The 12482-nt window shown below is 65.8% G+C and carries 12 protein-coding genes; 9 read left to right on the top strand and 3 right to left on the bottom strand.

The window, feature by feature from the left end; translation table 11 throughout:
- Positions 1 to 81: 81 nt before the first annotated feature.
- On the top strand, positions 82 to 747 hold the full coding sequence (locus ABD188_RS01665) for a response regulator transcription factor (protein ID WP_344057910.1): 666 nt from the start codon (positions 82 to 84) through the stop codon (positions 745 to 747).
- Positions 747 to 2072, top strand: coding sequence for a sensor histidine kinase (locus ABD188_RS01660; protein WP_344057908.1), 1326 nt, complete (start codon positions 747 to 749; stop codon positions 2070 to 2072). The genes ABD188_RS01665 and ABD188_RS01660 overlap by 1 nt, the downstream gene beginning before the upstream one ends.
- A 39-nt stretch (positions 2073 to 2111) precedes the next feature.
- Here the strand turns inward: ABD188_RS01660 and ABD188_RS01655 are convergent, their stop codons facing one another.
- Both ABD188_RS01655 and ABD188_RS01650 read right to left on the bottom strand, forming a co-directional pair.
- Positions 2112 to 2879 (bottom strand): hypothetical protein, encoded by a 768-nt coding sequence (locus ABD188_RS01655; RefSeq protein WP_344057907.1) that lies wholly within the window; start codon positions 2877 to 2879, stop codon positions 2112 to 2114.
- A 19-nt stretch (positions 2880 to 2898) separates the two neighbouring features.
- Entirely contained in the window at positions 2899 to 3339 is a 441-nt protein-coding gene (locus ABD188_RS01650; RefSeq protein ID WP_344057905.1) for an ester cyclase, read from the bottom strand.
- Positions 3340 to 3414: 75 nt separating this feature from the next.
- Between ABD188_RS01650 and ABD188_RS01645 the strand changes: the two genes are divergently transcribed.
- The 3 genes from ABD188_RS01645 (at position 3415) to ABD188_RS01635 (ending at position 6675) form a co-directional block, all read left to right on the top strand.
- Positions 3415 to 4107: a TetR/AcrR family transcriptional regulator gene (locus ABD188_RS01645; protein ID WP_344057903.1), complete on the top strand. Its 693-nt coding sequence runs from the start codon at positions 3415 to 3417 to the stop codon at positions 4105 to 4107.
- Between the two features lie 203 nt (positions 4108 to 4310).
- On the top strand, positions 4311 to 5876 hold the full coding sequence (locus ABD188_RS01640) for a P-loop ATPase, Sll1717 family (RefSeq protein ID WP_344057901.1): 1566 nt from the start codon (positions 4311 to 4313) through the stop codon (positions 5874 to 5876).
- Positions 5877 to 5922: 46 nt separating this feature from the next.
- On the top strand, positions 5923 to 6675 hold the full coding sequence (locus tag ABD188_RS01635; RefSeq protein WP_344057899.1) for an FRG domain-containing protein: 753 nt from the start codon (positions 5923 to 5925) through the stop codon (positions 6673 to 6675).
- Positions 6676 to 6714: 39 nt separating this feature from the next.
- Here ABD188_RS01635 and ABD188_RS01630 read toward each other — a convergent pair whose 3' ends face one another.
- Positions 6715 to 7980 (bottom strand): endonuclease/exonuclease/phosphatase family protein, encoded by a 1266-nt coding sequence (locus ABD188_RS01630; protein ID WP_344057897.1) that lies wholly within the window; start codon positions 7978 to 7980, stop codon positions 6715 to 6717.
- A 251-nt stretch (positions 7981 to 8231) separates the two neighbouring features.
- Here ABD188_RS01630 and ABD188_RS01625 point away from each other — a divergent pair, with 251 nt between their 5' ends.
- The 4 genes from ABD188_RS01625 to ABD188_RS01610 are packed head-to-tail and all read left to right on the top strand — an operon-like array spanning position 8232 to position 12482.
- On the top strand, positions 8232 to 9161 hold the full coding sequence (locus ABD188_RS01625; protein ID WP_344057895.1) for a hypothetical protein: 930 nt from the start codon (positions 8232 to 8234) through the stop codon (positions 9159 to 9161).
- Positions 9158 to 10375, top strand: a complete 1218-nt coding sequence (locus ABD188_RS01620; protein WP_344057893.1) for a cytidylyltransferase domain-containing protein — start codon at positions 9158 to 9160, stop codon at positions 10373 to 10375. The genes ABD188_RS01625 and ABD188_RS01620 overlap by 4 nt, the downstream gene beginning before the upstream one ends.
- A complete protein-coding gene (locus ABD188_RS01615) occupies positions 10372 to 11244 on the top strand; it encodes an N-acetylneuraminate synthase family protein (protein WP_344057891.1) in 873 nt (290 codons plus the stop codon). Before ABD188_RS01620 ends, ABD188_RS01615 begins: the two co-directional genes overlap by 4 nt.
- Entirely contained in the window at positions 11241 to 12482 is a 1242-nt protein-coding gene (locus tag ABD188_RS01610; RefSeq protein ID WP_344057889.1) for a DUF6716 putative glycosyltransferase, read from the top strand. Before ABD188_RS01615 ends, ABD188_RS01610 begins: the two co-directional genes overlap by 4 nt.

Raw genomic sequence — 12482 nt, 5'->3', positions numbered from 1 at the left:
CGACACCGTCGTACGCTGGCAGCGGCGGATCCGTCGGAACCCGCGGGCCGTTTGCCTGCGCAGAGATCCCGAGGGGGTGCCGTGAAGGTTCTCGTGGTGGACGACGACGCACGGCTGACTGCGGACATCGAGCGCGGACTGGGCGCCGAGGGTTTCACGGTCGAGGTCGCGCACAACGGGGTCGATGGACTGTGGAAAGCCCGCGAGGGCAGTTACGACGCGATCGTCCTCGACATCATGCTGCCCGGAATCAGCGGTTACCGAGTCTGCGCCGGCCTCCGTGCCGCCGAGAACTGGACGCCGGTGCTCATGCTGACGGCGAAGGATGGCGAACTCGACGAGGCTGAGGGTCTGGATACCGGCGCTGACGACTATCTCGTCAAGCCGTTCAGCTTTCCGGTGCTTGTCGCACGACTGCACGCGCTGATCAGGCGGGCAGCACTCGGCGCGCCACCCCCTATGGCCGCCGGACCGCTGCGGGTCGACTTCCGCGCCCGGCGGGCATGGGTCGACGACGCCGAACTCGCGCTCACCGCGCGCGAGTTCGATGTGCTCGCCTTCTTTCTTCATCGTGCGGGTCAGGTGCTGTCCAAGTCCGAGATCCTGGCCGGTGTGTGGCAGGACGACTTCGAGGGCGAGCCGAACATCGTCGAGGTCTACGTCGCGAGGCTGCGCCGCAAGATCGCGGCGCTGACGCCGACCGCGGTGATCGGCACGATCCGCGGCGCCGGATACCGTCTGAGCTGATGAGCGTCCGCGCGAGCGTCTCGGCGATGGCATCGCTCATCGTGCTGCTCGTGCTGACACTCGCGGGGTTTGCGCTCGTGAGCACTCAGCGCGCGGTCCTGACGGACAGCGTCGACGAGAGTCTGCAGCGCACGGCGGGAACGATCACCGATGCACTCGATGCCGGAACGTTGAGCGCCGTCATCCCGGGACGCGGTGATGAGGAGTCGTTCGCGATCGTCATCGATTCGTCAGGAGACATCATCGCGGCGACAGCCGGAGCCCCGAGCGTCGATGTCTCGACGGCCTCTACCGGTGCCTCCAACCACACGATCGACAGCCCTTCGGATGGCGGCCGATTCCGTGTGCGGACGCAGACCCACGACGGGTCGACGGTCATCGTCGGGACGCCGCTGGACGACGTCGATGAAAGTGTGGCCGCCCTCACTCGCAGCCTCTTCATCGCCGTACCGATCGCGACCGCGCTGCTCGCCGTGGCCACTTGGATTCTGGTGGGCCGGGTGCTGAGTCCGGTGGAGCGGATCCGAGTTCGGGTGGCCCGGATCGGGGCATCCAATCTCGATGAGCGGGTGCCGGAGCCGCGCACGAATGATGAGATCGCTCGGCTGGCGCGCACCATGAACTCGATGCTCGCGCGACTCGAGCTGACCGCCGACCGCCAGCGCCGGTTCGTATCGGACGCCTCCCATGAACTCCGCAGTCCGCTGACCCGCATCCGCACCGCGCTCGAAGTCGACCTCGCGCACCCCCAGACCGCAGACCCGACAGCAACTCATCGGAGTGTGCTGCGCGACGCTCGGCACTTGGAGGGGCTCATCGACGACCTCCTCGTGCTGGCCCGCAGCGATGAACCCGCCGCTGCCGGTCGCCGAACGCCCGTCGATCTCGATGACATCGTCCTCAGTGAAGTGCGCAGGTTGGGTGAGACCGGGCTGACGCTCGACGTGTCGCGCGTGTCGGCGGCGCAGGTGCTGGGCGACGACACTCAGCTGACCAGGGTGGTGCGAAATCTGCTCGACAACGCCGCACGGTACGGCTCGACGCGCATCGACATCGAACTCGAAGAGTCGTCCGGCGAAGCCGTACTGACTGTCTGCGACGACGGTGCCGGGGTGCCCGCGGACTTCCGCGAGCACATGTTCGAACGCTTCGCCCGGGCGGATGATGCGCGAGCGACGGATACCGGGGGCGCCGGTCTCGGTCTCGCGATCGTCCACGAGCTCGTCGAAATGCACGGCGGCTCGTTGATGCTCGACGAGAACTGCTCCGTGGGAGCCCGCTTCATCGTCCGCCTTCCCACCGCACAGGCAGCAGCACGTGAATAGGCTCCGGGTCCGCCGGAAACGACGAGCCGATCGCGATGATCAGGGCGCCGGCGACTCGACGCGCACGTCGAGGATCGCCACGCCGTGATCGGCCTTGCGGTCCGCGGTGGTCGCCTCATAAAGGCGCGCGTGGGTCCCGATTGCGGGCAGTTCAGTGTCGATCGCCTGAACGGTCGTCTTGCCGTCGACTGCCACCTCCAGGTAGTAGCCCTCGTCGGTGGCGAGGCAGGTCAGTCTGATCTCGCCCGTGAACGGATCCGGGATGCTGCCGACGCCGTGTGCGAGTTCGACGGGCGACTCGTCATCCGTGATCTTCTCGATGGTCGAGCCCGACGTCGTCGCCGCGAGGCGGTACAGGTCCGGAGACCGATAGGCACCGTGGTCGAACCGGTCGTGGCAGCTGGCCCCGTATCCTGACATCCCCACCAGCGTGACGTTAACTGTGATGCGCACCGACTCGAGGTCACCGAGCCCAAGACTGCGGGGGATGTCGGTGTACCCCGCCCAGCCTGCGACACCCGGATAGCTCATCGCCCCGTCCTCGATCACCGGGTCGGGCGGGCCCTTGAAGATCCACGGCGCTGCCGCGACCGGATCATCGAACGGCTCATACACGATGGTCTGCCAATCAGCACCGGGAGTGGGAATCTCGATGACAGCTGAGGAGGTGGGAGACGCGGATGTCGACGGCTCGGAACCCGCACGCTCAGCGCTCGGAGCGCAGCCGACGAGAAGTGCGACGCACGCGGCCGCGCCGACTCCGACTGTCCCCACGCGATGCTCTCGGAGCATGCTCGTGCTGCTCACATCCTCACGTTCCTTGGGGTCAGTCCCGCTGCGGCGACGTCGCGCCGGTGAGCTGCTGCATCAGCGCTGCGTCGTCTCGGACCGCCCAGTGCTCGGCGCCCTTGCCGTCGACGATGCGGATGATGTGCATCTGCCTATACGCGAAGTGCCGCCCCGTCGCGGGCAGCCCGAAGAAGTCTCCGGTGTGCCTGCCGCTGTGCGTGCAGTACACCACCGCGGTGTCGCGTTCGGCGACCACCTGGTGGATCGTCCAGCGCTGATCTGAGAACGCCCGGGCGAGGGCGTGCATGTAGAAGATGGCGCCCCCGGGGCCGGGAGGCGTTCCTGCCGGTGACTCGTGATTGACGAAGTCGGCCGTGCAGGCTTCGATCAGGGCGGCCTCGTCGTCGGTCGGAAAGATGTCCTCCAATACCCGGCGTGCAGCGCGCTTGACCTCGGTGGTGTCGATGGTGGTGGTCATGATCGTCTCTCGTTGTCGGGGGAACGGCCGTGTCGCGGTCGCCCATTCATATTGATGCCAGTATCATTCTCTCTAATGTCTGATAGCGCAAGACCCCGGCGTCGGTACGACGCGTCGGGCCGACGCACACGAGCCGCGGAGAACCACGCGCGCATCATCGCTGCGGCCGCCGAGCTCTTCCTCGAGCGGGGGTACACCGGATCCACTGTCCCCGCGATCGCAGAGCGCGCCGGCGTCGCGGTCGAGACCGTCTATCGGGCCGCAAACGGCAAGGCTGGTCTGCTCGCGGCCGCCGTGCAGTCCGCGCTGGCCGGCGGCCCTGAACGGGCGGCGGTTCCCGTCGAGGAGAGGGAAGGCATCCGACGAGTGATCGATCAAGACGACCCACGCCGTCAACTCCTCGCGTACGCGGCCACGCAGCCCGGCGTCTGGTCGCGAGTGGGTCCCCTGCTGCGCGTTCTCGACGAGGCGGCCGCGGGAGACGAAGAACTCGCAAACCTCAGACTCGCCCACGCCGAGCAGCGCTACACCGGTCTGCGGCGGTTCGCATCTCTCCTTGCCGAGCGGGGGGCCCTCCGCTCGGACCTCACCATCGATCGTGCCGCTGACGTGATCTGGACACTGTGCGCTCAATCGACCTTCGAATCGCTCGTCACCGCGCGCGGCTGGACACACCGCCAGTACCGCGAATGGCTCGGGGCTACGCTCGCCAGCGCTCTCCTCGAAGACCCTGCTCCAGCCGCGCACGCCGGATCGAGCTCTCCATGATCCGCCAGCGACGGGTGGGTGACCTGGATTTAGTTGGGGTACTGACTATGCAAAGACGACTGCATCGTCGCTCTTGCCCCCCGACGCCTTCCACCTGCGGGTGGGACGGCCGGTGACATCTCGAGAGGTCCAGATCCGCGGAAAGTGCGCGAGGTCCACTGAACTCCAACTATAATGCGGCCAAAGAGCGCTATTGTCGCGATGTGGAACCCTCCGACGTATCACCCTTCGGCAACCCGGACGGCGTTGTCGGCCCGTTCGAGCATGATGCCGACTTCGTCTTGCTCGATCGGAAGTATGGTGCGGCTGCACGCCCCGCAGTGGAGAGTTCGCGCACACGGGTCATCGCAGGCGCGCAGGGCGCCGGCAAGACACTTCTGCTGAGAAGACTCAACGAGCACTATCGCAATCAACCATCGGTCTACTCGGTCGCAACCTTCAAGGGACGAGAGCTCGATACCGATTCCGTCGTCAAGTTCTCGCAGCTCTTCCCCAGGACCACGAACGCCGAGAAGTGGACTCTGCTCTGGGATCGCGCGATTCACGCGTCGGCGACGACGCATCTGCTTCACGATGCTGAGCATTTCGGCGACGTCGATCCCGATCTTCGCGACGAGCTCGAGGAACTCCTCGGTAGCGGGTTTCGCAAAGTCAAGTCACCTCATGACCCGATATCGGTCGCCGGACAGTTGGTGAGGAGCATCAGTTCACCCGAGGATTTCGAGAAGCGGATCTTCAACGAATCGTGGACCGATCTCGCGGATGCGGTCCGTCGTGCGCTTCGCCACTCGCGGGAACTGTACCTTTTCGTCGATGCGATAGACGACAACTATCGATATGCCCCCACGTATTGGCAACAATGCCAGCGAGGTTTGTTCCATGCGGTAATGGACACCCAGCGGACGGAAGTCGAGGCGAGCAAGCTTCACGTCGTCATCTCGATTCGTGACCTCACTCTTTCCTCCGTGGCACAAAGCGAGCATGCGCCGCGGTATTTCAACAACGACTCGATCATCGCCCTGACGTGGAGTTGGTCCGCATGCAAAGAGTTCTTCGCGCAAAAACTGACGCATCTGGATCCGTCGCACTTCCGTCAATCGAATGAGAAGACGCTGGCGGCGTTCCTTGGCACAGCCACTATTCTCAATGAGACCAGGGGAATGGAGGAGTCCGTGGAGCAGTATCTTCTCCGGCACACTCGTCAATCGCCCCGGGACATAATCTCCCTCGGGAACGCTCTTGTGGTGATGGCCAAGCAGAAGGGGAAGCCGCTCTGGGAACTGGACCAGGCCGACATCCGGAATGAAGTCGCCGCCGCCTCGAAGACTTTCGCACGAGCCGCACTCGCCCAGGCGGGCAACCAGGTTCTTGCGAATGTCATGCCGTGGAATGCCTCCCGCCACAGCTTCTCGGATTACTACCTCGGGACCGACGAATACACGGCGGATGCCATGGTGCGAGAAGTCAGCAGTGTACTGCTCACGCTGCCGGGCGAGCGGATCACCCACGATCAAAGACTCGCGCTCGAGGCTGAAGCTGAATCCCGTTTCGGGGCGCGGTGCCACTTCATCGACGTCTTGTGGCAGAACCGAATCATGGGCGTATCCGATCACGGGGCGGCGAGATTCTATGGTGGAGCGTTGACGGATGAAGTCGCTGTTCCCACAGCTGATTTCTACGTTCTCCACTCGCTGTTTCTCGACGCTCTTCCCGCGGTGCCGCTGAACAGCAGCGTGCCGGTCTTTCCGGGCGGCGCACTCGATGACTGATTTCACCGAGACAGACCCGCCGGTCCGCGTCCCGGGATTCGAAGTAGTGCACGTCGACTCCTGGCGGAAGTTCGCTCGGGCGATCAACTCGAAGATCGGTGAGATTCACTCTGGTGACTTTGTGTTCCGTGGCCAGGGTGACTCTACGTGGCAACTGACGGCCTCACTCGACCGTCGATATCCCAACCTTTCTCCGGCCCGTCGAAAGGCGGTCGTAGAGATGCTTTCCAAGTCGTTTCTCGACCTCGCTGATCGAGCGGAGCTCGACCTTCGCATCGGGAAGTCGAGGCGGGATGGAGCGGTGATGCTTGGCCAGCATCATGGCCTCGCGACACGGATGCTCGACTGGAGCGAGAGCAGATACGTTGCCGCCTTCTTCGCCTATGCGGCGCTCACGAGCCGGTATGTCTCCAGCCTCGAGGCCGAGGGCGCTCCCCGCGATCACTGTGTATCGGTATTCGCCTTGGATCTGCAGAGTCCGGTCATGAGCAAGGAGAGCCTCACCGTCGTGCGGGCGAGTGGGACCCAAAACGAGCGGGTTCGACGACAGCGGGGCTTGTTCACTGTGAACCGGACCAACTTCACCGATATCGAAGGGTACATTCAGAGCTTCGGCGATCGCTTCGCCGACGAGCTCACCCGTACGCCGCTCTATCGGTTCGACTTGCCCGTTCGCGAGGTGACGGTGGCACTGCGCGACCTCCAGGAGATGCGAATCTCGCACGACGAGCTGTTCCCGGGCCTCGACGGCGTCGCGCGAGAGTCGATGCTTCGAGAATGGCTGAACACCTCGGTGTAGTGCGCCGACGAACAGCCGCGTCGAGAGGTGAGACTCGCGCTACTGCCCGAATCGGGGTACGCGAACGTCGACCCAGACGAGCCGGTGATCGCTGCTCGGGAACGGGAACACTCCGGTCAATCGAGACAACGGGTCGGACTGAGTCGGCCAGAACACGCCCGACCGCACCACGCGAAGCGCGAGCGAGGGCAGCACATAGTCGGCTCGAAGATTGCCTGGGGCTGTGTCGGCGAAGTCTGCCGTGTCGTATTTCGGGTTGCCGAGGTGCGTTGCATTCGCCCCGCCCTGCAGCCCAGCAGCCTCCGGCGCACCGGCCGACGTGGGACGCGGGTCCTGCAGGCGACGGCTGTCGAGCAGCTGATCGATCGCCGCGTCCACCGAATCGCCGTCCACCGGGTCCGCGTTCTGATCGCCGAGGATCACGAACGAATCGGTGAGCCTCAGTCCCCCGCGCCTACCGGCATCGTCGACGATGTAGCGCGACTTCGACGGGGCGATGTAATCAGCCCAGAACCGGATCTCATCGTGATTCCGCCGCCCGTTGCGATCTTCCGGCCCATCGAACGTGGGAGGTGTCGGATGTGCCGCGAGAACGTGAATGGTGTGCTTGCCTACACGGATCGGGACGTCCCAGTGGGACTTGCTCGACAGGCGCACGACGTCGAGCTCGGCAGGCGTGAACCAGTCGGCGGGTGCCGCCGTACTCGGGTCATCGGGGAGCAGGGCGCCCGGCATGTTCTTCCACAGGAACTTCTGGAACGTGCGAACGTGGTCGGTCCGGATCGGATACTTGGAGAGCACCACCATTCCGTACTGGCCTTCGAACAGTCCGAATCCGAGCGCATCATCGCCGCCGCCGACGGTGCCGTCATTGTTGAGGTCGAAACCGCTCGGAACGCCGGTGTTGGACGGAGCAACGAACGCGTACGGGTAGGTCACCGGCGTCGCCCCATGCTGTGACACCTGCAGATAATTCGATCGGAACAGGTCTACCGCCCGACCGTCGGCGACATAGTCGAACTCGTTCAGGAGGATGACGTCGGGGTCGGTCCGCTGAATGACCTCGGCGACGGTCTGGGCTTGAGCGTTGCCGCCGGTCGAGAGGTCGGTCACGAGCTGCCCCGCGGCCCCGCGGTTCAGAGAGAGGTTATAGGTCGCGACGCGCAACGGCTGCGGCTGGAAGAGCACGTCGCCCAGGTCTGCGTGCGTCGCGGCGGATGCCGGAGAAGCGGCCAGGGCACCCGCAGCCAGGACTCCGATCACGGTGGTCGTGGCAAGCTTCGAAAGTCGATGTGGCGATGGCATGGGTGCTCCTTCGATGCGTCGTTGCAATGGTCTCTCCAAGGTACGCACGCGAGGTGGCCGGTGGGAGAACCGCCCGTGACGCTTCCGGTCCGAGAGCCGCTTCACTTCGTGCGGATCGCATCCGGGACCCGCTCGACCCGGGTCATCCACCGTTCACGTGACGGATGTGCGGACGTCACCCACGAGGGAGCGGCTATTCACGGGGAGGGATCAGCGTGAGGATCTCAGCCGATATCTGACCGGGAGGCACCGTGAACTCGACCGGAGTGCCCGTCGTCGCCTGGGTCGAGTCGCCTCTCCAGCTCATCGGCGCCGCCGAGTGGGCCGCCCGCCATCGTCGCCCCGTCCCGGTCGCGGGCAGGCTGACCGCTCAGATGTCCGAGACCGCGGATGAACTCATCCGTCGCGGTGCGCTGTTCGGCGTGACGGAGCCGTACCTGGGAATTCCGTGGCGGCTCCTGTCCCAGCATCCGCATTGGCTCATCGGGGATGGGTTCTCGGGACAGTTCCGACTTGCCGCTTCGATCCTGCGGCCGCGGCGAATCACCTTCCTCGACGATGGAGCGAACACGGTCCCATACGCTGACACGTTGATCGGCAACCGGCCATACGCCCGTCCTGGTGTGACCGAGCGTGGGCTGACGACCGCGGTCGTGCCGTTCGCCCTCGGGCACATTCTCGGCCGGGCGCGGGACGGCGCGGTCGAGCTGTTCACCGCCTTCGAGCTCGGCGAGGGCCGCGTGCAGGCCCTCAGTCGGCTCGGCGTGCGGATCCGGCATCATCGATTCAGCTGGACCCGCAGCACAGCGCGTGCCTTCTCCACCGCGACGCGTGGCCGAGTGATGCTCGGAAGCGCAATACCGGGCGACGGGCGGATGCCGTTCGCGGACTACCTCGAGTGGGTTCGAGCCGAATCGACCATCGGCCCGGTCACCTATCTGCCGCACCGGCGAGAACCTGCCGCCCACCTGGCCGCCGTCGCCTCGCTGCCAGGCGTTGCTGTTTCGAGTGCGGCGATTCCCGCCGAGCTGTTACTGGCCGGCACGACAGAGCCGCTCGAGATCCTCACGCTCCCATCGTCGACGACGACAACGATCCCGCTGGTCCTGGAAGGAACCGGCAGTATCGTCCGCCACGGCCGCACAGCGTCGCCGGCCGACGAAGGGCGCCTCGCGAAATGACTGAGGTGGTCGCCGTCATTCCCGCCCGAGGCGGTTCGAAAGGGGTCCCGCGCAAGAACGTGCGTCGGGTCGGCGGCATCCCTCTCGTGGCCCGGGCGATCGCCGCCGCGCAGTCGTCAGCATCGATCGACCTGGTCGTCGTCTCCACCGATGACGAACAGATCGCGGCGATCGCGAAGGAGTGGGGCGCGGACGTCGTGACGCGGCCCGCTGCGCTCGCCGGCGACACGGCCAGCAGCGAGAGCGCCGTGCTGCATGCGCTCGAAGTCCTGGATGGGGTGGGGGTCGATGCGGGGATCCTGGTCTTCCTGCAGCCGACATCGCCCTTCATCGACAGCCGAGACCTGGACGCGGCGATCGACCTGGTCACGCGCGGTGCCCATGATTGCGTGTTCTCCGCGGTCGAGTCGTACGGTTTCCTCTGGGCGGTCGACGATGTCGGTACAGCTCGCGGAGTCAACCACGACTCCAGCGTTCGGCCGAGGCGCCAGGATCGCGAGCCCCATTACCTTGAAACCGGCGCGTTCTACGTGATGGACGCCCACCGGTTCCGCTCCGCACGCCACCGGTTCTTCGGCCGCGTCGGGCTCGTCGAAGTCGCCGAGCACACGGCGATCGAGATCGACTCCGAAGAGCAGCTGGCGATGGCGCAGGCGATCGCCGTGCAGCGCGACCACAGCGCGGAATCGGTCGACGCCGCTGCGGTTGTCACGGACTTCGATGGCGTCCACACCGATGACACCGCATTGCTGGGGGCCGATGGGCGGGAACTCGTCCGGGTGAGCCGATCAGACGGCATGGGAATCGCGAGGCTTCGTGATGCGGGGATACCCGTGCTCATCCTGTCCACCGAGACCAACCCGGTCGTCACCGCACGGGCTCGGAAGCTGCGGGTGGACGTGCGGCAAGGGGTGGACGACAAGGCGACCGCGCTCCGCGAGTGGGCCGCTGATCACGCCATCGCCCTCACCCGGATCGCATACGTCGGCAACGACATCAACGACCTCGGATGTCTCGAGCTGGTGGGCTGGCCCATCGCGGTCCCCGGCTCGGACCCGCTCGTTCTCGCCGCGGCGCGCGTCACCCTCAGCCGGCCTGGCGGACGCGGTGCGGTCCGAGAACTCGCCGACCTTGTGCTTCGCAGCATCCGTGACCCCGACCCGACAACCGCACGGCATGACATCCCCTCGCGCACCGAAAGGCACGGCTCATGACGGTAACCATCGGATCGCGAGTGATCGGCGGCGGTCGACCCGCCTACCTGATCGCCGAGATCGGCTTGAACCACAACGGCGACGTCGACCTCGCCAAGGAGCTGATCGATGTGGCGGCGGATGCCGGCGCCGACGCCGTGAAGTTCCAGAAGCGCACCCCTGACATCTCCACCCCCGTGAGCATGCGCGACACGCTGCGGGAGACGCCCTGGGGGACGATGACGTACCTCGACTATCGCCACCGGGTCGAGTTCGATCGGGACCAGTACATCGAGGTCTCCGACCATGCCCTGCTGCGGGGGTTGGAGTGGTTCGCCTCGCCATGGGACGCCCCAAGCGTGGCCTTCCTGGAGACGCTGAACGTGGTCGCGCACAAGATCGCATCCGCCTGCCTCACCGACATCCCGCTGTTGGAGGCGGTCCGCGACACCGGCAAGCCGGTCATCCTGTCCACGGGCATGTCGACCATGGAACAGATCGACGCGGCGATCGAGGTGCTCGGCACGGACCGACTCGTTCTGATGCACGCCACCTCGACCTATCCGATGGAACCCGGCGAAGCGAACCTGCGGATGATTCCGGCGCTCCGCGACCGCTTTCCCGGTGTTCCGGTCGGATACTCCGGACACGAGCGCGGTCTGCAGATCTCTCTGGCCGCTGTCGCGCTCGGCGCCGTCGCCGTGGAACGCCACATCACGCTCGATCGCACGATGTGGGGGTCCGACCACGCGGCCTCGCTCGAACCGACGGGACTGCAGCACCTCATTCGCGACATCCGGATCGTCGAGGAGGCTCTCGGCGACGGCGTGAAGCGGGTGTTTCCCGGCGAGCGGGCGCCGATGGCCAAACTCCGTCGTGTGCTCACATGACCGAGACCGCCCTGCGGGTCGTCGCTCTCGCCGACACGGACTCGTACGTCAAGTGGGCGGCAGCACTGCTCGGCACCCTGCCGGAAGGCTCCGATCCACAGCTCCTGATCGTCGAGACCGCGGTGGCAGTGAGTCCTGCGCAGCAACGGGCGGCTCTCGCCCGCAGCGGGCTCGACTCGTCGCGGGTGGAACGGGTTGCATTCGCGGATGTGTCGCGGGTGCTCGCCGAATTGGCACCCGATGCCGTGCTCGTCGCCGCACGCGGACCGGTCGTGCGGGTACTCATCCGGCTCGTGGCCGACCTCGAGCCGCGGCCGGTGATCGTGTCCGGGCTGCCGGGCATCTCCATACCCGCCACCACCGCGGCCATCGTGAACCGGATGCAGAGCGACCTGTTCGTGCTGCATTCCACGCGCGAGGTCAACGCTTTCGACGCGCTGGCACGACGACGCGATCTCGTGCAGCGATTCGCGCTCGCACGGCTGCCGTTCGCCGCGAGATCGTCCGAGATCTCCTGCGGAGCCGGCAGTGGCACCGATCTGGTGTTCGCGTCTCAAGCGATCGTTCCGCGCGAGCGCGCCGAGCGGATGCAGGTCGCCCAGCTCCTCGTCATGGCCGCACTCGCAGACCCCGACAAGCGCGTGGTCGTGAAGGAGCGCGCCGCGGAAGGCGAACATCAGACCCATGCGCAGCGTCACAGCTACCCGGATCTGCTCGCCAAGCTCGCACCGCTGCCATCGAACCTGGTCGTGTCCACCGAGTCGATGTCGCATGCTCTGGACACCGCGGAAGGACTCGTCACCGTCAGCTCGACCGCGGCGATCGAAGCCATTGCTCGCGGAATACCCGTCATCGCACTGGACTCCTTCGGAGTCGACGACAAGCTCATCAATCCCGTCTTCATCGGCAGCGGCGTCCTCGGTCCGGAGGAGAATGTCATCCAGCGAGACTTCCGCCTTCCCCCCAGGGATTGGCTGACACGCAATTACTTCCATGACGCCGACAAGGATGACTGGATCTCGCAGACGAACGAACTCGTCACGCTCCGGCGGGCGGGGGCGCTGGCTGCGAAGCCGGCGCGCGTGCGTCGCGGTGGGCGTTTCCGCGATGTGTGGGAGCGAAGGCTCGCCATGGGCCGGAAGGATCGCTCCCTCGCCGGCGCGGCGGCAATAGCGGTCGGCGTACCGCTCCGCATCGTGCTCCGCCCTTACTACCGCCTCCGGCTCAGGTCCGCCTGA

Origin of the sequence: Microbacterium pumilum (assembly GCF_039530225.1) — a bacterium.
In the GTDB taxonomy this organism is placed as follows: domain Bacteria; phylum Actinomycetota; class Actinomycetes; order Actinomycetales; family Microbacteriaceae; genus Microbacterium; species Microbacterium pumilum.
Note: the sequence above shows the minus strand (reverse complement) of the source record. Positions and strands in the feature narration are given on the sequence as shown.

What these genes read in the sequence shown, in the direction of transcription:
- ABD188_RS01620 (WP_344057893.1), top strand. Translation starts at nt 9,158, where the DNA reads ATGACTGAGGTGGTCGCCGTCATTCCCGCCCGAGGCGGTTCGAAAGGG.
- ABD188_RS01660 (WP_344057908.1), top strand. Translation starts at nt 747, where the DNA reads ATGAGCGTCCGCGCGAGCGTCTCGGCGATGGCATCGCTCATCGTGCTG.
- ABD188_RS01610 (WP_344057889.1), top strand. Translation starts at nt 11,241, where the DNA reads ATGACCGAGACCGCCCTGCGGGTCGTCGCTCTCGCCGACACGGACTCG.
- ABD188_RS01645 (WP_344057903.1), top strand. Translation starts at nt 3,415, where the DNA reads ATGTCTGATAGCGCAAGACCCCGGCGTCGGTACGACGCGTCGGGCCGA.
- ABD188_RS01650 (WP_344057905.1), bottom strand. Translation starts at nt 3,339, where the DNA reads ATGACCACCACCATCGACACCACCGAGGTCAAGCGCGCTGCACGCCGG.
- ABD188_RS01615 (WP_344057891.1), top strand. Translation starts at nt 10,372, where the DNA reads ATGACGGTAACCATCGGATCGCGAGTGATCGGCGGCGGTCGACCCGCC.
- ABD188_RS01630 (WP_344057897.1), bottom strand. Translation starts at nt 7,980, where the DNA reads ATGCCATCGCCACATCGACTTTCGAAGCTTGCCACGACCACCGTGATC.